This is a genomic window from Streptomyces sp. B21-105 (assembly GCF_036898465.1).
GTDB lineage: Bacteria > Actinomycetota > Actinomycetes > Streptomycetales > Streptomycetaceae > Streptomyces.
Genome location: NZ_JARUMJ010000001.1, coordinates 456188 through 481117 on the forward strand (window position 1 = coordinate 456188; position 24930 = coordinate 481117).

The following is a 24930-nucleotide window of genomic DNA, read 5'->3' on the forward strand; positions in this document are numbered from 1 at the left end:
ACAGGCCATTTGTGGACGCTCTGAGCGACGAGCGTGACCGGCGCGACGAAGAGTTCGGACATGCTACCGCGCAGTCATATTACTGAACCGTAACCTACCGACCGCTACCCGAGGTAACCGTGCCCTCGCTACGGTCCTGACAGTTCGTCTAAGAGCGGTACCGGGCAGCGGAGGCGACCGCGGCTCCGGGCCGCTCGGTCGTCACGGTCCGCACCCCACCGGACCGTCCTTTGTCCGAGCCGCAGACGAAGGCTCGGCCTCCCTCTCCCCCGGAGGTCCGCCATGCCCACCCCCACCCGCATGCTGGCCGCGGCCGTCACCGCCGCCGCCTGCCTCGGCGTCACCACGGTACCGGCCGACGCCGCGTCCGAGCCGGGGGCCGTGGTCTCCCGCGGCGTCACGATCCCCGCCTTCTACACCCCGCCCGCCGCGCTTCCCGCGGCCGACGGCGCGCTGATCCGCTCCGAGCCGCTCCCCCTGGCGCTCAGCCTGCCGGGGATCGACGGACCGCTGCCGGGCACCGCGACCCGCCTCATGTACAAGTCCACCGACTCCGCCGGCCGGCCCATGGCGGTCACCGGCGCCTACCTCGAGCCGTCCGCCCGCTGGAAGGGCAAGGGTCCACGGCCGCTGGTCGCCCTGGCCCCCGGCACCATGGGCCAGGGCGACCAGTGCGCGGCCTCGCTCGGCCTCGAACGCCCGCTCCTGGTCAACGGGCAGACGCTGTCCGTCGGTTACGAGGACCTGGCGATCTACCGCCTCCTCGCCCGCGGCATCGCCGTCGTCGTCACCGACTACGCCGGCCTCGGCGGCACGGACCGGCTGCACACCTACGTCAACCGGGTCGACGAGGCGCACGCCGTCCTCGACGCCGTCCGCGCCGTCCGCGCGTTCCCCGGCGCCTCGCCGACTGCGGGCTCCCGGATCGCGCTGTACGGATACAGCCAGGGCGGCGGGGCCACGGCCGCCGCCGCCGAACTCCAGCCCTCCTACGCACCGGACGTCACCCTCGCCGGCACCTACAGCGGCGCGCCGCCCGCCGATCTGGCCGCCGTCACCAAGGCCATCGACGGCAGCGACCTGGCCGGCGCGCTGGGCTGGTCCGTCAACGGCTTCCTGCAGTCCGACCCCGAGCTCGAGCCGATCGCCCGGGCGCACCTGAACGACGCGGGCCGGGCCGCCCTCGAGGACCTGTCGACGATGTGCGTCGGCGACGCCCTCCTCGCCTACAACTCGGCGCGCAGCAACGCCTGGACCGCCGACGGGCGTTCCCTCAGCGCCGTCGTCGAGTCGGAGCCGAAGCTCGAGGCGTTCCTGGCCGACCAGCGCATCGGCGCCCGCGCACCGGCGTCCCCGGTACGGGTGGCGACCGGCACCGCCGACGACCTGGTGCCGCACGCGCAGGCGCGCGGCCTCGCCGTCGCCTGGTGCGCCAAGGGCGTCTCCGTCACCTACAAGCCGGTGATCCTGCCCGGTCTCGGCCGGGCGCTGATCAACCACTTCACGCCGTTGATCGTCGACCAGGGCGAGGCGATCTCCTGGCTGACGGACCGACTCGACGGGAAGCCCGCCGCGTCCGACTGCGCCACGCTCCCGCTGCGCCCCTGACCCCGCCCAGGACGGCGGCGGCCGGTGCGCGCCTCGCGGACGCGCCGGCCGCCGCCACGGCCCTTCCCGCTCCCCACGGCGTCTCGCATCAGCAGCCCCGGAACCGGTCTCAGAACCACCACTGAATGAAGAGGGAGCTCAGGAAGACCGTGAGGCCGATGTGGAAGATGACCAGGTAGATCCACTGCGACACGCGCATGCGCCAGGCGGTCGACTTGAGGATCTCCCACTCGCTGACGGCGTAGGCGGCCAGGCCGAGCGCCAGCACCTCCCACACCACGAGCCACCAGCCCGACGGGTGCTCCCCCGTCGTCGCGGCCATCGCGGCCGGGATCCGGGCCACGCGCCCCAGGATGACGAGGGCGATGAGGAGCTTGTGCCAGCCATGACGGACCGCCGGTGCGGCCGTGACGTGAGGGGCGGAGATGGATCCTGTGGACATTCGCACATTTGATCACCCTCGCGCGACGGAATCCACCGTTCCTCCTGTCTGCGCGGCAACGGACTCACCGCCCGGCCCGGTCGGCGGGCTGCTCAGTCGGCGGCCGGGGCGTCGCCCCGCCAGTCGAGACGGCGGCCGTCGGCGCCGCGTCGCCCGTACAGGGCGCGGCCGCCGGGCCCGTAGCGTCCGATCTCCGTGGTCAGCGCCACCTCGCGCAGGTCATGGTCGGGCCGGTCCGTGACGTCCAGCAACAGCCCGTCCAGCGGGCCGCCCACCAGTTGTGCGTACGCGCGGCCCGGGCGGGGGCCCGCGTCGTCGTGGTCGGCGCCGTACACCCGGCCCCGCAAGAACTCAGCCTCGTCCATGACCGACAGCGTGGCATCCACCACTGACAACGCCCCGCTCGCCGACGGGTCCGCGCCGAAGGGGTCGACACCCATGTGTCCCTGACGGGCTGATCCGGACGCACCGCCGCTCGGGTCTCGAAGGACCCGGGCGGCGGTGTGGGGCGGTCGGCGTCAGGGGGTGAGCTGCCAGCTCTGGACGTATCCGACGTCGATCGCCGCACGGTCCTGGACGCGCAGCTTCCAGGTTCCGTTCACGGGCTGGGCGGAGGCGTCGACGGTGAAGGTCTGGTCGACGTTGTCGGCGGAGCCGCCGCTGCGGTTGAGAAGGGAGTGGACGGCGCCGTCGGGGCCGACGAGGTCGACGGTCAGGTCACCGCGGTACGTGTGGACGATGTTGACGTGGACCGACGTGGTGGCGGAGGCGTTGCCGTCGCGGCCGGTGATGGTGACCGGGGACTCCACGGCAGCGCCGTTGTCGGGGATGTCCACCCGGTCGGCGTTGGCGTAGATGTACGCGATCCGCCAGGTGAAGTCGTCCGAGACGGAGGCACCCGTGCTGTCCGTGACCTCGACGGTGACATCGCTGCTGCCCACGGCGGTGGGCGTCCCGGTGATGAGGCCGCTCGGGCTGATGCTCAGACCGTCGGGCAGTCCGGTCGCCTCGTAGGTGAGACCCGCGCCGGAGTTGGTGGTGTAGGCGTCCACCTGGAGGCTGACCGCCTGGCCGACGCCGCTGGTCTGGTCCGTGATCGGGGCGACATTGACGCCGAGGGCTATCCGGCTGCCGACGTTGACGGCGGCCCAGGAGTCGGCCACGGCGAGGTAGGTCGGGCTGTAGGCGCCGAAGAGGTCGCTCGCGGCCTGGAGGGTGGCGGTGCGGGCGCCGGCGTAATCGGTCGACGAGATCATGTACGTCGTCAGCGCCCGGTACCAGACGGCGGCGGCGTTCTCGATGCCGATGCCGGCGACCGGCCGCCCGTCGTAGGTCGGGCTGTCGTAGTCGACGCCGTTGACGGTCTTCGCGCCGCTGCCCTCGGAGAGCAGGTAGAAGAAGTGGTTCGCGGGACCCGAGGAGTAGTGCACGTCGACGCCGCCGAGGGTGGAGCTCCAACTGTCGCGGGAGGAGCCGTCCTTGGAGGGTTTGTCCATGTAACGCAGCGGGGTGCCGTCGCCGTTGATGTCGATCTTCTCGCCGACGAGGTAGTCGCCGGGGTCGGCGGCGAGGCCCGCGTGGAACTCGACGGCCGCGGCGAAGATGTCGGAGGTCGCCTCGTTGAGGCCGCCGGACTCTCCCGCGTAGGTGAGGTCGGCGGTGGCCGCGGTGACTCCGTGGCTCATCTCGTGGGCGGCCACGTCGAGGGCGGTGAGTGGGTGGGTGTTGCCCGACCCGTCGCCGTAGGTCATGCAGAAGCAGCTGTCCTGCCAGAACGCGTTGACGTAGTTGCTGCCGTAGTGGGCGCGGCTGTAGGCGGCGACGCCGTCGTTGCGGATGCCGTTGCGGCCGAACACGTCCTTGTAGTAGTCCCAGGTGGCGGCGGCGCCGAAGGCCACGTCGACGCCCGCGGTCTGACGGTCGGACGGCAGACCGTTGCCCCAGACATCGTTGTCGTCCGTGAAGAGCGTTCCGGTGCCGGACGTGCCCTGGTTCAGGTCGTACGTCTTGTGCCCGGCGCGGTCGCCGTCGACGAGCTGGTACGTCGATCCCGACAGCGTGGTGCCGAGCGGGACCGTGCCGCTGAACTGGCCGGTGCCGGTGCCGGTGTGGACCTTCTCGGCGGCGAGGATCTGCTTGCCCGTGGCCGCGTCGGTCACGACCTGGAGTTCGCTGGGGGTGCCGTCCTGCTGCACGCCCTCGACGACGGTCTCCCAGGCGAGGACGGGCTTCGCCGCTGCGGCCCACACGACCAGACGTGGCGCGCGTTCCGTCTCGGAGCCCTTGACCCGTGCGTTCTTCGCGGCCGCGAGAGCCTTGCCGGCGGCCTGGGAGGCGGCGAGCTTCGGGGTGAGTGAAGGCAGTGTGAGCGTCGCCCCGCTCGCCCTGGTCACGGTGGTCCGGCCGCTCTTGAGTTGGACGACCAGGTCGCCGCCGAGGACGGGAAGTCCGGCGTAGGTGCGTTCGTAGCGGGTGTGGGTGGTGCCGTCGGCGTCCCGGACGACGTCCTTGACGAGGAGTTTCTCCTGGGTTCCGAGGGCGAGCCGACGGGCCTCGGCGCCTGCCGTGGCCTGCGCGCTCTTGATCAGCGAGGCGCGGGCGGCCGGTGCGAGGGGCGTCGCCGCGGCGCCCGCGCGGGGCGTCTCGGTGATGCCGGCCGCGCCGGGGCCGGGGGTGGGCGCCGCGACGCCGGTGCCCGTCTGGACCCCGAGGGTCAGCAGGGTGGCGGCGGTGAGGGCGAGTGCGGTGGCGCGTCTGCGCCGGAGGACGGGGAGGTGTCGCCGGGGCAACGGGTTCTCCTTCAGTGCGACGGTCGGCCGGTGATGGGGCCGAGGTGGGGCGGACCGGCGGGATGGGGCCGGTCCGGAGCGCTGCACGATTGGGGGGGTGGAAGGAGGTGGGGGGTGGGTGACAGGTGCTCCGCATGATGCGGACGTGAAGGAATGGTGAACGTCGGCAGCAGCGTGGCACCGGGTGCACAGTTTTGTCATGTGACTGCCAAGACAACGGCTTGAAATGACCATGTGCGGCTGGGGATTCCGCCTGCTCGGCACGATTTCAGCCGTCGGCGCCTCCGGATCACCCTGACCTACCGGGGGACCGGCCGGAGCAGTTCGGACGGGTAGCCCCTTGCCCCTTGCCCTCCTGTCCCCTGTCCCCTGTCCCCTGTCCCCTGTCCCCTGTGGAGCCGACCGGAACGGACTCTGCGATCCCGCGATCCCGCGATCCCGCGATCCCGCCATCCCCCGACAGCCCCGACATCCCTGCCGCCCGCCCTGTCGTGGGCGCCTGCCATCATCCTTGGATGACACGGGCACAGACACAGGCACAGATACGGCGCCTCGTCGGCGCTCCGGTTCTTCTCGCTCTGCTCTTCCTCACCGCCGGGTGCGCGAATCCCTCGGACGATCCCCGGGCGGCCGGTTCGGCCCCTGCGCCGGCCTCGCGCTCGCCGAAGGGGTTCTGTCCGCCGCCGGAGGACACGCAGGCCGTTCCGTCGCCGTGCATCTCCGCCGACTGGGACCAGCGGGTGGCGGAAAACCACGCCTACCGTCAGCAGCAGCCCATCACCGCGGAGCAGAAGCGCGAGACCCGGCCCCGGGCGACGGCCCTCGCCGCGGTCCTGCAGAGACTCGCGGACTCGGGCACCACCGCGGACGCTCTGCGGACCGCCGCCGCCACGGCGATCGGCCTTGCGCCGGACGGGATCGAGATCCAGGGCGAGGTCCTGAAACCGTTGCACAACGTGCTCGTGGGCGGCGGCGAGGGCCGGGTGTGCGTCAACGGGGCCGTCGACGACCGCGGTCACGCCACCGCCGAGGTCGTCGGCCGCACCCTCGACGGAGCCTGCCTGCCGGGGCGGGGCGGTCACTGACGAACGACGGTCACCGACGTACGACGCCCCTCACGCCGTCAGTCCGGCCGCCACTGTCGCGCCCAGTTCCCAGCAGGCCGCCAGCTCCGCCTTGTCCGGTTCCCCGGTGACGGTCACCGGCTCGGCAGCCCGGCGCCAGCCCAGACCCGTGGTGACGGCCTCGATGCCGCGCACCGCGCCGGTCACGTCGTTGCCGCCATGCACGTAGTAGCCGAAGGGACGGCCCTGGGTGGCGTCGAGGCACGGGTAGTAGATCTGGTCGAAGAAATGCTTGAGCGCCCCGGACATGTAGCCGAGGTTGGCCGGGGTGCCCAGCAGGAAGGCGTCGGAGGCCAGGACGTCGGAGGCGGTCGCGGCGAGGGCCGCTCGCCGTTCGACGCGGACGCCCTCGATCTCGGGCGCCGTCGCGCCCGCGACCACCGCTTCGAAAAGCGCCTGGCAGTGCGGCGACGGGGTGTGATGGACGATCAGCAAGGTGGGCACGGCACAAGACCCTGCCCGCTCCCCCGACCCCGCCGCAAGCCAGGACGCGACGGAGCCCGGCCGCGCGCGTCTCGTCCGTCCCGGCCTCCCTGGGCACCGCACGCCCGAAGCCCCCGTCCGGGCGGACCGGTTACGGTCGACGCCGTCCGGGGCACTCTGATACGACGACTGCCCGACTGTCCAGACGCGGGGGTGCGGGATGCTCGCTCGGAGTGCGGCGACGATGTGCGCGGCCGGTGTGCTGGTCCTGGTCGGCTGCTCGCCCGGGGACGACGGACGCAACGCGGAGCCGGCGCACACGGCGTCCGGGACGGCGACCGCCTCTCCCGCCTCTTCGTCGTCCGCCGCGCCCACGGCCTCCCCGTCCGTTCCTTCCCCGCCCGCCTCCTCCCCGTCCCCCTCCTCTTCCGCATCGGCTGCCGCGTCCGCGCGTCCCTCGCCGGTGCCCGTCACCGGACCGGACCAGAAGCTGGTGGTGATGACCGTCAGCGGCGGGTTCGCCGGGGTGAACCAGGAGGTGACGCTCCGGGGCGACGGCAGCGTCCGTACGACCGACAAGGGCCGGTCCGCGGTGCGCGACACGACCGCGTCGCAGTTCACGCAGCTGCGCACGCTGCTCGGCGACCCCGCGCTCGACGACGTCCCCGCGTTCACGAGGGACATGGGCTCCGCGGACAGGTTCCAGTACGCCCTCCGGTTCGACGGCCGCACGGTCATGACGGACCGCTCCGCCGACGAGCCCGCCCTCGACCGTCTCATCGGCGCCCTGGAGAAGTGGCTGCCGAAGAACTGACGCCCGTCCCGAGCCCGCGCGTGTCCCCGGAGTGCGCCTGGCAGACCTCGTCGCCGGTCAGGTCCTCGGGTCTGGCATCATCGGTTCGCATCCAAGGCCACGAGGGGACACCATGCAGCGGGCGACGGGACGAGGAGCAGCCGCCGCTGCGCCGCGGAGCGTGGACGTGGCCCGCCTCGCCGGCGTCTCCCAGAAGACGGTCTCGCGGGTCTTCAACGACGAGCCGTACGTCTCCGCGGAGGTGCGCCGACGCGTCCTCGAAGCCGCCGAGGAGCTCGGTTACCGGCGCAACAACGCCGCCCGGGCGCTGGCCTCCGGACGGACCCGGGCCATCGGCGTGGTGACGCTGGGCACCGCCCTCTACGGTCCCGCCTCCCTGCTGATGGGCGTCGAGCGGGCCGTCCGGGACACCGGATACGCGCTCCGCGTGGTCAACACGGTGGAAGGCGATCCCGCGGGCGTCGCGGGCGCCGTCGGCTCACTCCTCGAGCAGGGCGTGGACGGCATCGTCGTCTCCGAACCGATCGACGAGCGCAGCGGCGAGGACACACAGGACGGGCAGGGCGGTGACCTCCGCCTCCGCGTCGGTGTGCCGGTGCTGGTGCTCAGTGCCCCGTCACCCGTCGTCGCCCCCAGCGTGCTGACCGCCGGACACGGCGCCGACCGGATGGCCCGGGCGGCCACCGAACACCTGCTGCGACTGGGCCATGCGACGGTCCATCACCTCGCGGGCCCGCAACGCTGGTACGCCGCGCGGGACCGAATGGAGGGCTGGCGGACGGCACTCAGGGCCCACGGCAGAGCCGTGCCACCGGTCGTCGAGGGCGACTGGTCCGCCGCGTCCGGGTACGCGGCGGGCCGTACGTTCGCCGCGGACGGTGACGTCACCGCCGTGTTCGCCGCCAATGACGACATGGCGATCGGCCTGATCCGCGCGCTGACGGAGGCCGGCCTGCGGGTACCGCAGGACGTCAGCGTCGTCGGCTTCGACGACATCCCGGTCGCCGCGTTCGTGACGCCTCCCCTCACCACGGTGCCGCAACCGTTCGACGCGGTGGCGCAGGAGGGCCTCAAGCGTCTCGTGCACGCCATCGAGAACCCGGACGCGCCGCCGCTGCCCGCGAGCGACCCTCCGGTCGGCCTCGCCGTCCGCGCCTCGACCGCGGCCCCGCCCGCGCGTCGGAACCCGGCCCGCTGACCGTCCGGCCCGCCTCGGCCGACCGGCCATTTCGGCCGACCGGCCCTCATCGGTGACCCGGTGGAACCGCAGTCGCGTCAGCCGGCGGCCAGCGCCGAGCGCAGCGTGGCAGCCATCAGCGCGATGGCCTCCTTCGCGGCCGGCACGGGGCCCGTGTGGGTGAAGTAGTGGTCGACGTCCGCGAACACGCGGTGGGTGACGGGCACACCCGCGGCCTCCAGAGCCCTGGCGTAGGCGTCGCCCTCGTCGCGGAGGCGGTCGTTCTCCGCGACGACCACCAGGGCGGGCGGCAGTCCGGCGAGGTCGTCGGCCAGACCCGGCGAGACGAGCGGGTCGGCGCGGTCGGCGGGATCGGGTACGTAGGCGCCGGTGAACACGCGCATGAGCCTCGGGGTGAGCAGCGGCTTTGCCGTGCGCGCGATCTTGGCCGCCGGGTCGGTGACCATGTCGAGCGGCGCGGAGTCGATGATCTGCAGGCGCGGCGAGAAGGCGCCGCGGTCCCTGGCCGTGCGGCACACCGCGGCGGTCAGGTTGGCGCCGGCGCTGTGCCCGCCGACGGCCAGCCGGGATCCGTCCCAACCGTGCGCCTCGCCGTTCGCGGCGACCCACGCGGTCACGTCGTAGGCCTGGGTGACGGCGGCGGGGTAGGGCCGCTGCGGAGCGACGGCGTAGTCGACGTTGACCACGACGCAGCCCGCCGTGGCGGCTATGCAGCGGCACAGATGGTCGTCCTGCTCCGCACGCGCCACGACGAAGCCGCCGCCGTGGAAGTTGACGTAGACGGGGGCCGGTGGGCCGGTGACGACCGGCGGCCGGTAGACGGTGCAGGCCACCGGCCCCGCGCCGGTCTCCACCCGGAGTGTCTGCGTGTTCCTGGGCACATCGGAGAAGCGCAGGTCCTGGTGCACTCGGGACATCATCCCGCCGAGCAGCAACTGGACGGCCCTGGCCTGGATGCGGGGGCTGAGCGGCATGGTCGCTCCCGTTCTCGCGGTGAGGAATCGGGGACGCCGGCGGCATCCGATTGACAGGATTCCTGTTAATGAAGGTACATCCTGCACCCGGGCGCGCGAACGCGCCACCCTCCGGGCTGGAGGAGTCGGAGCACCGGGTCCGGGCGGCCGTCACGAAGGGTCTTCGATCGACGTCGAGCCCGCGTTCCCACCGCCCACCGCGCAACCGTTCACTTGCCCTGCCTGCGCGGTCGATTGCGTGCACAGACCTTCGCGTTCCGAAGCCACTTGGGCCAGTCCCGGAGCAACGTCACCCGGTAGGAGGACGTCCTTCGTACGGTCGGGGCACCAGCGGAGCCGGAGGAGCCCGGACCCGCGCAACCGGCAGGAGGAGCGCCATGGCGAACGTGGAGATCTCGATGAAGGAGACGATGACCGCGATCGAGGGGGCATTGGGGGTCGCCCTCGTGGACTACACCAGCGGCATGGCACTCGGCACGCTCGGCGGGGGCAAGGATCTCGACCTGACCGTCGCCGCGGCGGGGAACACCGACGTGATCCGCGCCAAGGTGCGCACCATGGAGCACCTGGGGCTCAAGGGCGAGATCGAGGACGTCCTGATCTCCCTCGCGAACCAGTACCACCTCATCCGGCTGCTCAAGGGCCGTGGCGGCAGCGGCTTGTTCATGTACCTGGTGCTGGACCGCGAACGGTCCAACCTGGCGATGGCCCGCCACCAGCTCAAGCGGATCGAGGCCGAGCTCGAGGTCTAGGCGGCCGGACACCCCGACCTCACGGGCCGGACGGCCACGGCTTCGCACACCGTCGAATTGAAGATGTCTTCATCTCGACACATCCAGATCAGCGCATCACGCGGGTGTGCGGAGCCCGCAACCACCAGGATCGAGGCGCGGCACCTCGCGCGCGGCTGCGCACGGACAGCCTGGCGGCCGCCGCGCCTTCGAGATCCACACCCCACCGAACGCGGCAGGGAGCGAGCGACCATGCAGGTTCCCCTCTACCAGGCCAAGGCCGAGTTCTTCCGCATGCTCGGGCACCCCGTGCGGATCAGGGTCCTCGAACTGCTGCAGGGCGGGCCCGTCGCCGTACGGGACCTGCTCGCCGAGATCGAGATCGAGCCCTCCAGCCTGTCCCAGCAGCTGGCGGTGCTGCGCCGGTCGGGGATCGTCGTGTCGATCCGGGAGGGCTCGACCGTCAGCTACGCGCTGGCGGGCGGCGACGTGGCGGAACTGCTGCGGGCCGCCCGCCGCATCCTCACCGAACTCCTGGCCGGGCAGAACGAACTGCTGGCCGAGCTGCGCCAGTCCGAGCAGCCGCTGCCGACGCCGGCGCCCCACGCCCGTGCGGGGCTGCCGGCGCCACGGAGCGGCGCCGGACGGACGTGAGGGCCGAGCGCAAGACGTCCGTCCGCCCTGCCGGGGCGGGAGCGGAGGCGGGCCCGAACAGTGGCGCGGGGCTCGAACGAAACAGACCGAAACGCCAGGGTCCGCCACCCCTTCCGCCACGTAGAAATATCTACAAGCATGCAGCTGGGCGGGCGGCATGCGGTCGCCGGTGGAGTCACACGGAGCCGACATGAGCGATGCGATGCCGACATGATCGATGCGATGTGGATGCGCGGCGTGGAGTGGCTCGCCGCCGCCGCGACGAATCCGCGGTCGTGCAAGCGGGAATGGGACCAGGGCGACGGGATCACCCTGCTGGAAGCGGGCCGTTACTGGGACGTGCTGAGCGTGCCCGACCGGCTGGGACTGCTCACCCTGGACCTGCTGTGGCAGGCCTCGCGTCCCGCGCCGGGGCCCACGCTCGTGGACACCGCCGCCCACCGCGTCGGCTTCTTCCTGCCCCCCGACCCCGGCAGCCGCTGGATCGGGGCGGGACTGCGGCACGCCGGCCGGGGCTCCTGGGTCGCGGTGCCGCCGCCCTACCGGGCCGCCCGGTTCCTGGAGTGGCTGGTCCCGCCGGACGGGAGCGGCGCGCTGCACACGCCGGCCACTCTGGAGCTGGCGTTGCGTCAGGCCAACGGCACACTGGCCGTGCTGAGGCCGGTGTGCGGACCGTAGTGCCGCACGGCCGCGGCGGCCCGGCGTCGCCCTGTCGCGGACCACGCGGGAGCGTCCGGCGCAGTCCGGAGTAGACGAGCGCACCACAGCAGCGTCCCCGTTCGGCGGTCCGAGCGGTCGCCGGGCTGCGCCCCCCTTCGACGGGATCCGCCGTGCCGCCGCAGCACGACGACCGAACGGCGAGCCAACTCCACGACGGCGTGCGGCAATTCCGACAGTCGACGCAGAAGCCAACAGATGACGGGCACTTTGGGGCCGAAGTCTCGCTCAACCGTGCGGGATCGATCAATGACGGTGTGTACTGTGCTGCGAGTGCCCGTTCGAACACATCGGACGCACTCCCGCCCCCGCAACCGAGGACGACGATCCCCACCCGCACCCGCCCGACCCCCACTGGACCGAATCGATGATCGAATTGCCGGACCTGGTGGCCGGCGGCCTGACCGCCGGCACACTGTCCGCGCTCGCCCTGGGCGGCGCGCTGCTGCGCGCACGGCGGCGGCAGACCCGTCAGCGCGCGGAGATCGCCGCGCTGCGCACCCGACTCGACGGCTCCCTCAAGGCGTGCACGGCGGAGGTGGAGCACCTGGCGAGCCGCCGCGTGCCCGCCGCCGCCCGCCGGGTCGCCCATCCGCACGTCCCCGTGCCGGGCCCGCTCCAGCCGCTGACCGTCGGCACCCCGCTGGGCATCGCCCTGGAGAACGTGGTGCTGGCGCTGCAGGCCGAGACCGCCGCCCAGCGCACCACCGTCGACGCCGCGGCGCAGGCCGGGATGCGCGGCGCCGTCCGGGAGATCCAGGCGGCCCTGTACCGGCTGCAGGACGCGCTGCGCGGGCTCCAACAGCGCTACGACGAACCGGAGTTGGCGCAGATCCTGTTCCGTCTCGACCATGAGAACGAGCAGTCGCTGCGGCGCGCGCAGGTCACCGCCGTGGTGTGCGGCGCCTGGGTCGGGCTGGCCCGCGAGGAGTCCCACCTGGTGGACGCGGTGACCGGCGGCCAGGCCCGGCTCGCCGGCTACCACCGGGTCCGGGTCCACAACCACCTCGAGCCCGGCACCGCCCTGGTCTCGCACGCTGTAGAACCGGTCGCCATCATCGTCGCCGAGCTGCTCGACAACGCGCTCAGGCACTCCTCCCCGGACACCGACGTCGTGGTCGGCCTGGAACACGTGGCCCACGGCGTGTGCGTCACCATCGACGACGCGGGCCTCGGCATGACCCGGGACGAACGCGACCTCGCCCAGCGGCTGGTGGCCGGCGACGACCCCATCCTGCTGACCGACCTCGGCGACCCGCCCCGCATGGGACTGGCCGCGATCGGCCGGCTGACCCGCCAGTTCGACCTGCGCGTGGACGTCTCCTCGGCCTCCCCGTACGGCGGTGTGCGGGCGGTGCTGCGGGTCGACACCCACCTGCTCAGCCACCTCGACCCGCTCGAGCGGCCGCCCGCCGCGAGCGCCCCGCGCACGACACGCACCGCGCGAGGCGCCCTCCCCGACCTTCCCCGCCCCGCCCACGCGTACGGCGCCGAGACCGGCGCCGCGGAGCAGGAGCCGGCGCCGGGACATCACGAGCCCCGGCACGAGGACGACGGCCTGCCGCAGCGCAGACGCCGCACCCGGCCCGCAGCGTCGGCACAGGCGCCGCAACCGACGCCGGCCCGGTCCCCGGAGCCTCGTCCGGCGCGCAGCCCGCAGGACGCAGCCGCCGCGCTCGGCGCACTGCAGTCCGGCACCGCCGCGGCCCGCGCCGCCGCTGCCGCGGACACCCCCGTCGTGGACACCGCTGCCGCGGACACCGCTGCCGCGGACACCGCTGCCGGCGCCCCGGGGGAGGCGCCCGCCGACCACATCGACCAGACCGACGACGAAGAGGGAGCGGCCCGATGACCAGCCGCAACACGAGTGACACCGCATGGGTGCTGGAACCGATCCTGCAAGTGCCGCACGTGGTGGCCGCCGTCATGCTGACCCGGGACGGGCTCGTGACCGGATACACCGACGCCCTGTCCCAGCCGTCGGCCGAGCGGGTGGCCGCCATCACCAGCACCGTGCAGGGCGCCTGCCGGACCGCGGCGGCCGCCTTCGCCGACCGGGAGACGGCCGACGTACGGCAGATCGTCATCGAGTCCGACCACGGGTACGTGCTGATCGTGCCGACCGACCACGGCACGTGCGTGGCCGCCTACGGCGACGGCGAGGTGCGGCTGGACCTGCTGGCGCACCGCGTGCACTCCCAGGTGGCCCGGCTGGGCGAGAAGGCGATGACGGCCCCGTCCCGAGGAGCCGACGACACCCCGCCGGCATGACCGGCCGCCCCGCCGGGCGCCCCCTGGTTCCCGCGTATCTGTCGACCGGCGGCGTGGCCCGGCCCAGTCGCCCCCACCTGGAGCGGCTGTCGGTGCTCACCCGCAGCGACGCACCGCTGCCCGCCGGGCTCCCGGCCGCCGAACTCGCCCTGCTGGACGCCCTCGAGGGCGGTTCCCTGGCGGTGGTGGAGGCGGCGGCGCTGCTGAGACTGCCGTTCTCCGCGGTGCGGGTGCTGGCGGCCGGTCTCGTCGACCGGGATCTGGTCCTCGCCCGCGCGCCGATCCCGCCCGCCGAACGGTTCGACCCCGACCTGCTGAAGAGAGTGGCCGATGGCCTCCGCGCCCTCAGACTCCGCGCCTAGCGCGTGCCGCGAAACACGCCCCGGCACCGCCGGACCCGGTTCCGTCCATCTGCCCGACACCGCCCGTGACCTGGTGAAGATCCTGGTCGCCGGCCCGTTCGGGGTGGGCAAGACGACCCTGATCGACTCCGTCTCCGAGATCCGCCCGCTGCACACCGAGGAACCGCTCTCCGAGGCGTCCGCGCAGGTCGACGAGCTGGACGGGGTGCGGGAGAAGACGACGACCACCGTCGCCATCGACTTCGGCCGGATCAGCCTGCCCGGCGGCGTCGTGCTGTATCTGTTCGGCACGCCCGGTCAGGAGCGCTTCCGGAGCCTGTGGGACGACATCGCCTACGGGGCATTAGGGGCGCTCGTGCTCGTGGACAGCCGCCGGCTGGACGCCTCGTTCGACGTGCTGGGTCTGGTGGAGGAGAGCGGCCTGCCGTACGCGGTCGCCTTCAACGCCTTCCCCGACGCGCCCCGGCACCACGGCGAGGAGCGGCTGCGCCGGGCGCTGGACCTGGAGCCCACGACACCGCTGGTCACCTGCGACGCCAGGGACCGCGACTCCTCGATCGACGCGCTGCTCGCGCTCGTGGACCATCTGATCGGCCGTGACCCCGTGGAGGCCCGGTGACCGCCCCTACCCCGGACCGGATCGACTTCGCCCGCTCCGTGCCCGTGCGGCTGTGGGAGGACGGCTTCGCTCCGGATCCGCAGCGCTACTACGACGCGCTGCGCGCGCAAGGACCCGTCGGCTGGGCCGAGTTGGCACCGGGCATACCGGCGTACGTGGTCACCGACCGGCGGGCGGCGCTGGACGTGCTGCGCGACGAGGAGACCTTCTCGCACGACCCACGGGCGTGGGAGGCGACCGTCCCCGTCGACGCGCCGGTGCTGGGCATGATGCGGTGGCGGCCCAACGCCCTGTTCGCCGACGGTCCCGCGCACCTGCGCTACCGGACCACGCTCATCGACGTCTTCGACCTGGTGGAACCGCACGACCTGCGCGGGCGGGTGCACCGGGCGGTGCGGCTGCTGGCCGAGCGCATGGGTCCGCGCGGCGAGGCCGATCTGGTCGCGGACTTCGCGCGCCCGCTGCTGGCGCTGGTGCTCAACGACCTGTTCGGGCTCCCGGACAGCCAGGGTGAGCGGCTCAACGAGGGTCTGGGCAAGATGATGGAGGGCGGCGCGCACGCTGTCGAGGGCGAGGCGCAGTACGCGCAGTACGTGCTGGAGCTCATCGCCGCCAAGGCCGAGAAGCCCGGCGACGACCTGCCCAGCCGGCTGCTGGAACACCCGGCGGGACTGACCCGTGAGGAGGTCACCTGGCAGGTGTTCCTCACTCTCGGCGCGGGGTACGAGCCGACCGCGAACCTGCTGTCCAACACGCTGTCCCGGGTGCTGGGCAATCCGGCGTACTACTCCACGCTCACCAGCGGCGCCCGGCCGGTCATGGACGCGGTGGTGGAGGTGCTGCACCACGAGACGCCGCTGGCGAACTACGGCGTCTACTACGCGCGCAGGCCGGTGGCCTTCCACGGGGTGTGGCTGCGCGACGCGGTGCCGGTGGTGGTGTCGTACGGGTCGCTGGGGCTCCCCGACCGTACGGACGGCGCCCCGGCCGGTCAGCGCACGGCGGCCGGCGGCCGGCGTCCGCACGACGCCTCGCACCTGTCGTGGGGCGCCGGACCGCACGCCTGCCCGGTCAGACAGCACACCCTGCTGCTGGTCACCGAGGCGATCGAACGGCTCACCCAGTGGCTGCCCGACCTCGACCCCGTCGTGCCCCGAGACCGGCTCGCCTGGCGGCCGGGGCCGTTCCACCGGTCGCTGACCGCGCTGCCCGTGCGCTTCAGCCCCCGCTCCCCCGCTTCCGACCCCTCAGGAGTCCGTTCGTGACCGTGACCGACCGCATCGTCCTCGACCCGTTCGGCGCCGATGTGCACGCCGAGAGCGCCCGGCTGCGCGCCCTCGGCCCGATCGTGCCCGTCGAGCTGCCCGGCGGCATCCCCGCGTGGGCGCCCACGGGGTACGACACCCTCAAGGCGCTGATCCTGGACCCGCAGGTCAGCAAGGACCCGCGGCGGCACTGGCGGCAGTGGCCGGAACTGGGCGAGCACCCGTCCTGGGGCTGGATCCTGGGCTGGGTCGGCGTCGTCAACATGCTCTCCACGTACGGCGCCGACCACGCCCGGCTGCGCAAGCTGGTCGCGCCGAGCTTCACCCACCGGCGCACCGAGTCGCTGCGGGAGCGGGTGGAGGCGATCACCGCGGAGCTGCTCGACGCGCTGGAGGAGCGGGCCGAGGCCGGTGCCGCCGTCGATCTGAAGGCCGAGTTCGCGCATCCGCTGCCGATGCGGATCATCTGCGAACTCTTCGGTGTCCCCGAGGAGTTGCAGGGCGCCACCGGACGGCTCATCGCAGCGATCATGGACACTTCCGACCCGAGTCCGGAGCACGCCGCGTTCGTGCAGGAGCAGATCGGGACGGTGCTGGGCTCCCTCATCGCCCACAAGAGCGAGCACCCCGGCGACGACATGACGACCGAGCTGATCCGGGTGCGGGACGAGGACGGCGACCGGCTCAGCGACGAGGAGCTGCTGTACACGCTGCTCCTCGTCATCGGCGCCGGCTTCGAGACGACGGTGAACCTCATCGGCAACGCGGTGGTGGCGCTGCTGCGCCGGCCGGAGCAGCTGGCGGCGGTGCGGCGCGGCGAGATCGGCTGGGACGGGGTGGTGGACGAGACGCTGCGGCTGTACCCGTCGATCGCCACGCTGCCGCTGCGGTTCGCGGTCAGCGACCTGAAGGTGGGCGATGTGACGATCCCGGCCGGCGACGCCATCATCACGACGTACGCGGCGGCCAACGTGGACCCGGTCCGGTACGGGCCGGACGCGGAGGTGTTCGACGCGGCGCGCGCGGCCGACGATCACCTGGCCTTCGGCATCGGGGTGCACCGGTGCATCGGTTCCCCGCTGGCCCGGATGGAGGCGCTGACGGCGCTGCCCGCGCTCTTCGACCGGTTCCCCGGGCTGCGGCCGGCCGAGGCGGAGGGGGAGCTGCGGCAGGTGCCGTCGTTCATCGCGAGCGGCTGGCAGGAGATCCCGGTGCGGCTGCGCTGACACCGCTGCGGGGGTGCGACCGGTCCCCCGTTCCGGTCGTACCCCCCGCGGCTCCTCAGAAAATACGGGCCTGTCGCGCGGCTTGGGAATCGTGCCGATGCCCGCCCAGGGGGCCGGAGGACTCACCTGTGCACAGGTGAGTCCGGATGGCCCGATTCCGCCCGGTCGCCGCTTCCGTGCAGGTCGGGCTGGTCGAGGTCGCCTGCCGCCACATGGGCGAGGACGACCTCGTAGAGGTCGCTGCCCGCGGCGAGCAACTGGCGTTCCAGGACGGGTTCGGAGCTGCGGACATGGTCGCGGACGGTCTGCGCGTGGACGCCCAGCAGGTGGGCGGCCCGCTCGGCGTTCCCGCCGGCCACGATCCAGGCGCGCAGGGTGCGCCGCAGGTCCCGGCCGTCGGTGTCGAGGCGGGCCAGCAGCTCCAGTGCCCAGGAGCGCAGCGCGGGGCCGGTGAGCAGTTCACCGAGCCGCACCGGGGCCGCCGGGGGCCCCGGGCGGTCGTCGGCGATGCCGAACTGGGTGTGCAGGGCGAGGTGGACGCCGGCCCGGACGGTGAGGTCGGAGAAGTCGGCGCGCAGCAGGTTCTCGACGCGCTCCATGCGGGCGCGGACCGTGTTGCGGCTGACGCCGAGCACCTTCGCCGCGCTGACGGCCGTGAACTCCAGGCCCAGCCGGGTGGTGGCGAGGAGTTCCGCGCGGGTGTGGTGCGGCAGGGTGTCCAGGGGGCGCAGCAGACGGGTCGTCCAGGTGCGCAGCATGTCGGGGTCCATCAGCCGCTCGGGGTGGGTGCGCTCGGCGTAGACGGCCGTCCTGCCGGGGCGGAAACGGGCCACGGCCAGGGCGCTGACGGCCTGTCCGTAGGCGGTGGCGGTACGGGCGAGGCTCTGGCGCGCGCTGCCGCCGAGGTACACCTCGGGGTAGCCGCCGCACAGGGCGCGCAGCGCGGGTCCGGCGACGTCGTCCGGGACGACGACGATGACATGCCCGTCCATGGCGGGGCAGCGTACGACGAGGGCCTCCTCGTGGGTCGCCGCCAGACAGGCCGCGGCGAGGCGGTCGCGTTCCTCGGGGCTGCTCTCGACGACGTAGACGCAGGCGGTCTCGGTGTCGAGGAGGCGGGGCCACAGGCCGGCGGCGACCCGGCGGGCGGCGACGACGTCCTCGACCATGAGCAGTTGCAGGATGGCCAGCCGGAGGTCGGCGGTGGCGCGGGCCAGGCGGCGTCCGGTCGCCGCGGTCTCCTGCGCCCGCAGGAGGAGTTCGAGGACGCCCACGGTGTGCGTGACGATGTCGAAGGCGCGTCGGTCGAAGGGGCTCGTCCGGCTCACCGCGAGCACCCCGACCGAGGCGGGCCCCGGGAGTTCGACCCGGACCAGGCGCGCGTAGCGGCCCTCGCCCTCCCAGGCTGCGGAGGCCAGGCGGCCGCCGGCGATGTCGGCCGCCAGGGTCTCGTCGACGGGGATGGGCGGTCCGGCGACCAGGGTGCCGTCGCCGTCGTGCAGGGAGACGGACGCGTCGACGGTCGCCGACAGCCACTCGACGACCCTCGGGACATCCCGTCCGGTGGGGCGCAGATGGTCGAGGAGTGCCTGGGCCCATGCCGGTCCGGCGTCGTCCGGCGCACCGGAGCGGAGGTTGTCGTCATCCCGGCCGGCCATGTCGGCGCTCTCCTCGTCCCTTCACGGCCCGCGCGGGCCGAACCAGTCATATCGGTCAGGGACGTTACCTCACCCGGCTCGGAACGAGCGGCGCCGGCGACAAAGCGGCACGGATCCGGCACATCGATGGCTGCCCCGGCCTCCCCGGCCCGCGGCCGGCCGAGGCGACCGAGCCCGGCCGCCGAGCCGGTCACCGGGCAGGGTGACCAGGGCGGGACGACTGGGCACGGTGACCGGGCGGGACGACCCGGCAGGTCACCGTGCGGGGTCACCGGGCTGGGACACCGGCGGGCGGTGCGACGGCCCTGCGCGGGCTCCCGCCGGGCGGACGGCATAAGCTCGGCCAATGGCGAAGTACTACGACGTGCACCCCGACAACCCCCAGCCGCGCACCATCTCCCAGGTCGCGGCCGCCATCCGGTCGGACGCGCTGATCGCGTACCCGACGGATTCCTGCTACGCGCTGGGCTGCCGCCTGGGCAGCAAGGACGGCATCGACCGGATCCGGGCCATCCGCGAGCTGGACGACCGACACCACTTCACCCTGGTGTGCCAGGACTTCGCGCAGCTCGGCCAGTTCGTGCGGGTGGACAAGGACGTGTTCCGGGCGATCAAGGCGTCGACGCCCGGCAGCTACACCTTCATCCTCCCGGCGACGAAGGAGGTGCCGCGCATGCTCCAGCATCCGAAGAAGAAGACGGTGGGCGTGCGCATCCCGGACCATGTCGTCACCCAGGCGCTGCTCGCCGAGCTCGGGGACCCGCTGCTGTCCAGCACCCTGCTGCTGCCCGGCGAGGACGAGCCGATGACGCAGGGCTGGGAGATCAAGGACCGGCTCGACCACGTGGTGGACGGTGTGCTCGACTCCGGCGAGTGCGGCACCGAGCCCACGACCGTGATCGACTTCTCCGAGGGCGAGGCGCAGATCGTCCGGTACGGGGCGGGCGACGCCTCCCGGTTCGAGTAGCGGTCCCGGGCCCGGGACCGCTACTCGAACCCCCGGTTCGAGTAGCGGTCCCGGGCCCGGGGCCCTCGGTCGCGGACGGACGGCGCGTGCAACGATGGGCGCCGCCCGGCCCCCACCGGGCCGACCGCACGCTCGCCGCCGTGCATCGCGCTGAGGAGCCCCCCATGACCTCCGTACAGGGAACAGCACTGGACATCCCCACCGGGGACGGTGTGGCCGACGCCTATCTGGCGCATCCCGGTGACGGCGCGCCCCGCCCGGGCGTTCTGCTCTACCAGGACGCGTTCGGCCTCCGGCCGCAGCTGCGGTCGATGGCCGACCGGCTCGCCGAAGCCGGCTACGCGGTGCTGGTTCCCAACCTGTTCTACCGTCACGGGCGCGCCCCCGTCATGGAGTTGCCCGCGTTCATCGACCCGGCCGCGCGGCCGGAGATCTTCGAGACGCTGTACCCGCTCGTGCTGGCGCTGACGCCCGAGCTGATCGTCCGGGACGCCGACGCCTATCTGCGGTGGATGGAGCAGAGCGCGCTGGTCGCGGACGGCCCGGTCGCGGTGACCGGATACTGCATGGGCGCCCGGCTCGTCCTGGCGACCGCCGGCGCGCATCCGGACCGGGTCGCGGCGGCGGCGGGCTTCCACGGCAGCCGGCTGGTGACCGACGCGCCGGACAGCCCCCACCTGGCCGCCGGACGTGTCACGGCCGAGGTCTACTTCGGCCACGCCGACGACGACCCGGGTCTGCCGCCCGAGCAGATCGAGCGCTTCGAGGAGGCCCTGACCGCGGCCGGGGTCCGGCACACCTGTGAGGTCTACGCCGGGGCCCCGCACGGTTACACGCAGGCCGACACGTCGTCGTACGACGAGCAGGCCTCGGAGCGGCACTGGGTCGCGCTGCTGGATCTGCTGAAGCGGACTCTCTGAGCCTGCGTCGACGACCGGGACGCCCGCGGCCGGGACGAGCCGCGGGCGTCGTCTTTCACGGACATCGTTTTTGCGGACATCGTTTTTTGCGGGACTCGTTGACATGAGCACAACCCGGTGCAACGTTGAGAGCGCTCTCAGCATGGTACGGACCAACCCCACAGGCCTACCCGCACGGAGGTGGAGAGTGCGCACAAGGACCGCCCTCAGACTGGTGGGAGCCGTCGCCCTCGTCGGCGCGCTGCTCACCTTCGGCCCACCGGCCGGGGCCGCCGTCTCCGACACCGTCCCCCTGAAGATCACCAACAACTCGGGCCGCGCCGAACAGCTCTACGTCTACAACCTCGGCACCCTGCTGACGACCGGCCGGCAGGGCTGGGCGGACGCGGGCGGAGGCTTCCACGCGTGGCCCGCCGGGGGCACGCCCCCCGCCCCGGCGCCCGACGCGTCGATCGCCGGCCCCGCGGCAGGCGGGTCGGCCACGATCCGCATTCCCAGGTTCTCCGGGCGGATCTACTTCTCCTACGGCCACAAGCTCGACTTCAGGCTCACCACCGGCGGGCTGGTCCAGCCGGCCGTGCAGAATCCCGCCGACCCCAACCGCAACATCCTGTTCAACTGGTCGGAGTACACGCTCAACGACTCGGGACTCTGGCTGAACAGCACCCAGGTCGACATGTTCTCCGCGCCGTACGCGGTCGGCGTGCAGCGCGCCGACGGCAGCACGCTCAGCACCGGGCATCTCAAGGCGGGCGGCTACAACGGGTTCTTCAACGCCTTGCGCGGACAGCCCGGCGGCTGGGCGAACCTCGTCCAGACCCGCTCCGACGGCACGGTCCTGCGCGCCCTCTCCCCGCTGTACGGGGTGGAGACGGGCGCCCTCCCGGCGAACGTCGTGGCGGACTACGTCGACCGCGTCTGGCGGAAGTACGCGATGACGACGCTGACCGTCACCCCGTTCGCCGACCGGCCGGGCACGAAGTACTACGGCCGGGTCTCCGGTGGGGTCCTGCACTTCACCGACGCCTCGGGAGCGGTCGTGACCAGCTTCCAGAAGCCGGACGCGTCCAGCGTCTTCGGCTGCCACCGGCTGCTGGACGCCCCCAACGACGCGGTGCGCGGACCGATCTCCCGCACCCTGTGCGCGGGCTTCAACCGCTCCACCCTGCTGGTGAACCCCGATCAGCCGGACACCACGACGGCCGCCTTCTATCAGGACCCGGTGACCAACCACTACGCGCGCAAGATCCATGCGCAGATGGCCGACGGGAAGGCGTACGCGTTCGCCTTCGACGACGTCGGGCGGCAGGAGTCCCTCGTCCACGACGGGTCGCCGCGCCAGGCCTACCTGACGCTCGACCCGTTGAGCTGAGCGGACACGGCGGCGTCCCGCACCCGAGGGAGACCGGGTGCGGGACGTCGCCTGCGGGGACGGGTCAGCCGGTGATGACGGCCGTGTCGTCCACCACGAAGCTGGTCTGCAGCGAGGAGTCCTCGACGCCGGAGAACTTCAGCGTCACGGTGGACCCCGCGAAGGACCCGAGGCTGAAGGACTTCTGCACGTAGCCGGAGGCCGCGTTGAGGTTGGAGTACGTGGCCAGGGTCGTGGACCCGGCGGTGACCGTCAGCTTGTCGTACTGGGTGCTGCTGGTGGTCTCGGCCGTGTCGACGTGCAGGTAGAAGGTGAACGTGGTGTTGGTGCAGCCGCTCGGGATCGTCACCGACTGCGAGAGCGTGTCGGTGTGGGTCGAGCCGTAGCCGTCGAGCCAGGCCTTGTAGGAGCCGGTGCGGGCCGCCTGGCTGCTGGAGTTGGTGACGACGCCGCTGGACGCGGTCCAGGTGGTGTTGCCCGACTCGAAGCCCGCGTTGCCCAGCAGTTGCGTGGCGGTGCAGCCGCCGCCGGTGGCGTTGACCGTCCAGGTGAAGGACGCGCTGCCGGTGGCGCCCGTCGAGTCGGTCACCGTGACGGTGGTGCTGGAGGAGCCGGCCGTGGTCGGCGTGCCGGAGATCAGCCCGGTCGAGCTGCTGATCGACAGGCCGGCGGGCAGCCCGGTCGCCGCGTACGTCAGGGAGCCGCTGTTGGTGCTGCTCGCCGAGATCTGCAGGTTCACCGCCGTGCCGACCGTGGCGGTGCGGCTGCCCGGGTTGGTGACCGTGACGCCCGTCGACGGGACCGTGATGTGCCCGCCGACGTTGATGCCCGCGAACGCGTTGCCCACCCCGGCGTACTGGGTGGAGTTGGAGCCGTACAGCGCGGCTGCCGCGTTGAGGGCGGCGGTGCGGGCGCCCGCGTAGTTGGTGCTGGACGTCATGTACGTCGTCAGCGCCTTGTACCAGATCTGCAGTGCGGCGGCCCGGCCGATGCCCGCGACGGCGACACCGTCGGAGGTCGGGCTGTTGTAGGTCACGCCGTTGATCGTCTTGGTGCCGCTGCCCTCGGAGAGCAGGTAGAACATGTGGTTCGCCGGACCCGACGAGTAGTGCACGTCGAGGTTGCCGACACCGGAGTACCAACTGTCGGCGGAGCCGCCGTCCTTGCTGGGCTTGTCCATGTACCGCAGCGGCGTGCCGTCGCCGTTGATGTCGATCTTCTCGCCGATGAGGTAGTCGCCCACGTCGGAGGAGTTGCCGGCGGAGAACTCGACGCCGGTGCCGAAGATGTCGGAGGTGGCCTCGTTGAGGCCGCCGGGCTCGCCGGAGTAGTTCAGTCCGGCCGTGTTCGAGGTGACGCCGTGGCTCATCTCGTGGCCGGCCACGTCCAGCGAGGTCAGCGCGTGGGTGCTGCCGGAACCGTCGCCGTACGTCATGCAGAAGCAGTCGTCGTCCCAGAAGGCGTTGACGTACGACGTGCTGTAGTGGACGCGGGAGTAGGCGGCGACGCCGTCGTTCTTGATGCCGCTGCGCCCGAAGGTGTTCTTGTAGAAGTCCCACGTCACCTGGGCGCCGTAGTGGGCGTCGACGCCGGCGGTCTGCGTGTTGGAGCCGGAGCCGGTGCCCCAGGTGTCGTCGGCGTCCGTCATCAACGTGCCGGTGCCGGACGTGCCGTTGTTGAGGCTGTACGTCTTGTGCGTGCCGCGCGCGGTGTCGTTCAGCTGGTACGTCGAGCCTGACAGCGTGGTGCCGATGGAGACGGTCCCGCTGTACTGGCTGTTGCCGGTGCCGGTCTCGACGCCCTCGAACTGGGCGAGCTTCGCGCCGGTGGCGGCGTCGGTGATCACGTGCAGCTTGCTCGGGGTGCCGTCGTCCTGGAGGCCGCTGACCACGGTCTCCCAGGCGAGCTTCGGCGTGCCCTCCCCGGCCCAGATCACCTTGCGGGCGCTCTGCGCCGCCGGATCCTTCGCGTCGAGCGCCTCGGCGGCCGTCAGGGCCTTGGCCTGCGCGGCGGCCTTGCTGTACGTCGCGGTCGTGGAGCCGACGGAGACGGTACGGCGGTTGTTGTTGAAGGTCGTGCTCACGGTGCCGGCGGCGAGCGAGGCCGGGGGCGTGTGCACGACGAGGTCGCCGCCCAGGACGGGCAGACCGGCGAAGGTGCGCTCGTAGCGCGTGTGCACGGTGCCGTCGTTGTCCTTCACGACGTCCTTGACGACCAGTTTCTCCTGGGCGCCGAGACCGAGGGTCTCGGCCGTCTGCGTCGTCCTCGCCTCGGCGCCCTTGATCAGCGTGGTGCGCTGGGCGGGCGTCAGGTCGGCCGGCAGAGCGCCGGTGCGCACGGGACCGGGGTGGGGGGCCGCGGGCTTCGCGGCTGCCGGGACCGCCGAGACGCCGACGGCCAGGAGGGCTGCGGTGGAGAGCAGGGCCGCTCCGACCGCGGTCCGCTTGCGGGGGTTGGGTCTCACTCGTTCTCCTACTGCGACGGCCGTGGGGAACGGCCGGTGACAGACCGGACAGACGGATGTGCTGTCCGGGACGAGCCGAGCTGAACTGCATGTGCTGTGCTGTGCGGGACGAGCTGAGCTGTGCGGGACGAGCTGAGCTGTGCGGGACGAGCTGAGCTGTGCGGGGTGAGCCGAGCTGTGCGGGGACCGTGCGCCGGTGAAGGCACCGTGCCGCCGGCGTGCGGCGGTTGGCGAGGAGAATGACAGGCTTGTCGGTTGCATGTCAGCTGCTGCGAGAGGCTTCGAGGGTTATCCCTCGGTGCCGGAGATCCTCAGGCCGTCCCACCCCCGAA

Annotated in this window: 23 protein-coding genes; 16 read left to right on the forward strand and 7 right to left on the reverse strand. The window is 72.6% G+C overall.

Annotated features, from left to right (window positions below; all coding sequences use genetic code 11):
• The first annotated feature begins 282 nt into the window (after positions 1-282).
• Positions 283-1608, forward strand: a complete 1326-nt coding sequence (locus tag QA802_RS01820) for an alpha/beta fold hydrolase (RefSeq protein ID WP_334517606.1) — start codon at positions 283-285, stop codon at positions 1606-1608.
• Positions 1609-1717: 109 nt separating this feature from the next.
• On the opposite strand, the gene QA802_RS01825 is transcribed toward QA802_RS01820, so the two are convergent.
• The 3 genes from QA802_RS01825 to QA802_RS01835 all read right to left on the reverse strand — a co-directional run bounded on the left by QA802_RS01825 (position 1718) and on the right by QA802_RS01835 (position 4839).
• Positions 1718-2050 carry a hypothetical protein gene (locus QA802_RS01825; protein ID WP_334517607.1) on the reverse strand — a complete coding sequence of 111 codons (333 nt, stop codon included), beginning with the start codon at positions 2048-2050 and terminating at the stop codon, positions 1718-1720.
• 92 nt (positions 2051-2142) lie between these two features.
• On the reverse strand, positions 2143-2415 hold the full coding sequence (locus QA802_RS01830; RefSeq protein WP_319171614.1) for a hypothetical protein: 273 nt from the start codon (positions 2413-2415) through the stop codon (positions 2143-2145).
• A gap of 153 nt (positions 2416-2568) precedes the next feature.
• Positions 2569-4839, reverse strand: coding sequence for a M4 family metallopeptidase (locus tag QA802_RS01835; RefSeq protein ID WP_334517608.1), 2271 nt, complete (start codon positions 4837-4839; stop codon positions 2569-2571).
• Positions 4840-5354: 515 nt separating this feature from the next.
• On the opposite strand from QA802_RS01835, the gene QA802_RS01840 reads away from it, so the two are divergent.
• Positions 5355-5924 carry a precorrin-3B C(17)-methyltransferase gene (locus tag QA802_RS01840; protein ID WP_334517609.1) on the forward strand — a complete coding sequence of 190 codons (570 nt, stop codon included), beginning with the start codon at positions 5355-5357 and terminating at the stop codon, positions 5922-5924.
• A 30-nt stretch (positions 5925-5954) separates the two neighbouring features.
• On the opposite strand, the gene QA802_RS01845 is transcribed toward QA802_RS01840, so the two are convergent.
• Positions 5955-6407 (reverse strand): flavodoxin family protein, encoded by a 453-nt coding sequence (locus tag QA802_RS01845; protein ID WP_334517610.1) that lies wholly within the window; start codon positions 6405-6407, stop codon positions 5955-5957.
• Positions 6408-6606: 199 nt separating this feature from the next.
• On the opposite strand from QA802_RS01845, the gene QA802_RS01850 reads away from it, so the two are divergent.
• Positions 6607-7200: a hypothetical protein gene (locus QA802_RS01850; RefSeq protein ID WP_334517611.1), complete on the forward strand. Its 594-nt coding sequence runs from the start codon at positions 6607-6609 to the stop codon at positions 7198-7200.
• A gap of 160 nt (positions 7201-7360) precedes the next feature.
• Positions 7361-8398 (forward strand): LacI family DNA-binding transcriptional regulator, encoded by a 1038-nt coding sequence (locus QA802_RS01855; protein WP_334534242.1) that lies wholly within the window; start codon positions 7361-7363, stop codon positions 8396-8398.
• Between the two features lie 77 nt (positions 8399-8475).
• Here the strand turns inward: QA802_RS01855 and QA802_RS01860 are convergent, their stop codons facing one another.
• On the reverse strand, positions 8476-9372 hold the full coding sequence (locus QA802_RS01860) for an alpha/beta hydrolase (protein WP_334517612.1): 897 nt from the start codon (positions 9370-9372) through the stop codon (positions 8476-8478).
• A 377-nt stretch (positions 9373-9749) separates the two neighbouring features.
• Between QA802_RS01860 and QA802_RS01865 the strand changes: the two genes are divergently transcribed.
• The 9 genes from QA802_RS01865 (at position 9750) to QA802_RS01905 (ending at position 17217) form a co-directional block, all read left to right on the forward strand.
• The gene (locus QA802_RS01865; RefSeq protein ID WP_334517613.1) at positions 9750-10124 is read left to right on the forward strand and encodes a hypothetical protein; all 375 of its coding nucleotides are present in this window, start codon (positions 9750-9752) and stop codon (positions 10122-10124) included.
• Positions 10125-10355: 231 nt separating this feature from the next.
• On the forward strand, positions 10356-10757 hold the full coding sequence (locus QA802_RS01870) for an ArsR/SmtB family transcription factor (protein ID WP_334517614.1): 402 nt from the start codon (positions 10356-10358) through the stop codon (positions 10755-10757).
• Between the two features lie 210 nt (positions 10758-10967).
• Positions 10968-11435 (forward strand): hypothetical protein, encoded by a 468-nt coding sequence (locus QA802_RS01875; RefSeq protein ID WP_319171569.1) that lies wholly within the window; start codon positions 10968-10970, stop codon positions 11433-11435.
• A 406-nt stretch (positions 11436-11841) separates the two neighbouring features.
• Positions 11842-13326: an ATP-binding protein gene (locus QA802_RS01880; protein WP_334517615.1), complete on the forward strand. Its 1485-nt coding sequence runs from the start codon at positions 11842-11844 to the stop codon at positions 13324-13326.
• Positions 13323-13745, forward strand: coding sequence for a roadblock/LC7 domain-containing protein (locus tag QA802_RS01885; RefSeq protein WP_319171567.1), 423 nt, complete (start codon positions 13323-13325; stop codon positions 13743-13745). The genes QA802_RS01880 and QA802_RS01885 overlap by 4 nt, the downstream gene beginning before the upstream one ends.
• Positions 13742-14107 (forward strand): DUF742 domain-containing protein, encoded by a 366-nt coding sequence (locus QA802_RS01890; RefSeq protein WP_319171566.1) that lies wholly within the window; start codon positions 13742-13744, stop codon positions 14105-14107. The genes QA802_RS01885 and QA802_RS01890 overlap by 4 nt, the downstream gene beginning before the upstream one ends.
• Positions 14076-14726 (forward strand): GTP-binding protein, encoded by a 651-nt coding sequence (locus QA802_RS01895; RefSeq protein WP_334517616.1) that lies wholly within the window; start codon positions 14076-14078, stop codon positions 14724-14726. The genes QA802_RS01890 and QA802_RS01895 overlap by 32 nt, the downstream gene beginning before the upstream one ends.
• Positions 14723-15991, forward strand: coding sequence for a cytochrome P450 family protein (locus tag QA802_RS01900; protein ID WP_334517617.1), 1269 nt, complete (start codon positions 14723-14725; stop codon positions 15989-15991). The genes QA802_RS01895 and QA802_RS01900 overlap by 4 nt, the downstream gene beginning before the upstream one ends.
• Positions 15988-17217 (forward strand): cytochrome P450 family protein, encoded by a 1230-nt coding sequence (locus QA802_RS01905; protein WP_334517618.1) that lies wholly within the window; start codon positions 15988-15990, stop codon positions 17215-17217. The genes QA802_RS01900 and QA802_RS01905 overlap by 4 nt, the downstream gene beginning before the upstream one ends.
• Positions 17218-17339: 122 nt before the next feature.
• Here the strand turns inward: QA802_RS01905 and QA802_RS01910 are convergent, their stop codons facing one another.
• The gene (locus QA802_RS01910; protein WP_334517619.1) at positions 17340-18875 is read right to left on the reverse strand and encodes a helix-turn-helix domain-containing protein; all 1536 of its coding nucleotides are present in this window, start codon (positions 18873-18875) and stop codon (positions 17340-17342) included.
• A gap of 346 nt (positions 18876-19221) precedes the next feature.
• Here QA802_RS01910 and QA802_RS01915 point away from each other — a divergent pair, with 346 nt between their 5' ends.
• From QA802_RS01915 to QA802_RS01925, 3 genes are all read left to right on the forward strand, one after another.
• The gene (locus QA802_RS01915) at positions 19222-19842 is read left to right on the forward strand and encodes an L-threonylcarbamoyladenylate synthase (RefSeq protein ID WP_334517620.1); all 621 of its coding nucleotides are present in this window, start codon (positions 19222-19224) and stop codon (positions 19840-19842) included.
• A gap of 164 nt (positions 19843-20006) precedes the next feature.
• Positions 20007-20762: a dienelactone hydrolase family protein gene (locus tag QA802_RS01920; protein WP_334517621.1), complete on the forward strand. Its 756-nt coding sequence runs from the start codon at positions 20007-20009 to the stop codon at positions 20760-20762.
• A 142-nt stretch (positions 20763-20904) separates the two neighbouring features.
• On the forward strand, positions 20905-22134 hold the full coding sequence (locus tag QA802_RS01925) for a glycoside hydrolase family 64 protein (RefSeq protein ID WP_334534245.1): 1230 nt from the start codon (positions 20905-20907) through the stop codon (positions 22132-22134).
• A 64-nt stretch (positions 22135-22198) separates the two neighbouring features.
• On the opposite strand, the gene QA802_RS01930 is transcribed toward QA802_RS01925, so the two are convergent.
• A complete protein-coding gene (locus tag QA802_RS01930) occupies positions 22199-24598 on the reverse strand; it encodes a M4 family metallopeptidase (protein WP_334517623.1) in 2400 nt (799 codons plus the stop codon).
• Positions 24599-24930 lie beyond the last annotated feature (332 nt).

What these genes read in the sequence shown, in the direction of transcription:
- QA802_RS01820 (WP_334517606.1), top strand. Translation starts at nt 283, where the DNA reads ATGCCCACCCCCACCCGCATGCTGGCCGCGGCCGTCACCGCCGCCGCC.
- QA802_RS01860 (WP_334517612.1), bottom strand. Translation starts at nt 9,372, where the DNA reads ATGCCGCTCAGCCCCCGCATCCAGGCCAGGGCCGTCCAGTTGCTGCTC.
- QA802_RS01915 (WP_334517620.1), top strand. Translation starts at nt 19,222, where the DNA reads ATGGCGAAGTACTACGACGTGCACCCCGACAACCCCCAGCCGCGCACC.
- QA802_RS01830 (WP_319171614.1), bottom strand. Translation starts at nt 2,415, where the DNA reads ATGGACGAGGCTGAGTTCTTGCGGGGCCGGGTGTACGGCGCCGACCAC.
- QA802_RS01890 (WP_319171566.1), top strand. Translation starts at nt 13,742, where the DNA reads ATGACCGGCCGCCCCGCCGGGCGCCCCCTGGTTCCCGCGTATCTGTCG.
- QA802_RS01840 (WP_334517609.1), top strand. Translation starts at nt 5,355, where the DNA reads ATGACACGGGCACAGACACAGGCACAGATACGGCGCCTCGTCGGCGCT.
- QA802_RS01895 (WP_334517616.1), top strand. Translation starts at nt 14,076, where the DNA reads ATGGCCTCCGCGCCCTCAGACTCCGCGCCTAGCGCGTGCCGCGAAACA.
- QA802_RS01865 (WP_334517613.1), top strand. Translation starts at nt 9,750, where the DNA reads ATGGCGAACGTGGAGATCTCGATGAAGGAGACGATGACCGCGATCGAG.
- QA802_RS01825 (WP_334517607.1), bottom strand. Translation starts at nt 2,050, where the DNA reads ATGTCCACAGGATCCATCTCCGCCCCTCACGTCACGGCCGCACCGGCG.
- QA802_RS01925 (WP_334534245.1), top strand. Translation starts at nt 20,905, where the DNA reads ATGGTACGGACCAACCCCACAGGCCTACCCGCACGGAGGTGGAGAGTG.
- QA802_RS01880 (WP_334517615.1), top strand. Translation starts at nt 11,842, where the DNA reads ATGATCGAATTGCCGGACCTGGTGGCCGGCGGCCTGACCGCCGGCACA.
- QA802_RS01920 (WP_334517621.1), top strand. Translation starts at nt 20,007, where the DNA reads ATGACCTCCGTACAGGGAACAGCACTGGACATCCCCACCGGGGACGGT.
- QA802_RS01885 (WP_319171567.1), top strand. Translation starts at nt 13,323, where the DNA reads ATGACCAGCCGCAACACGAGTGACACCGCATGGGTGCTGGAACCGATC.
- QA802_RS01875 (WP_319171569.1), top strand. Translation starts at nt 10,968, where the DNA reads ATGATCGATGCGATGTGGATGCGCGGCGTGGAGTGGCTCGCCGCCGCC.
- QA802_RS01870 (WP_334517614.1), top strand. Translation starts at nt 10,356, where the DNA reads ATGCAGGTTCCCCTCTACCAGGCCAAGGCCGAGTTCTTCCGCATGCTC.
- QA802_RS01910 (WP_334517619.1), bottom strand. Translation starts at nt 18,875, where the DNA reads ATGGCCGGCCGGGATGACGACAACCTCCGCTCCGGTGCGCCGGACGAC.
- QA802_RS01850 (WP_334517611.1), top strand. Translation starts at nt 6,607, where the DNA reads ATGCTCGCTCGGAGTGCGGCGACGATGTGCGCGGCCGGTGTGCTGGTC.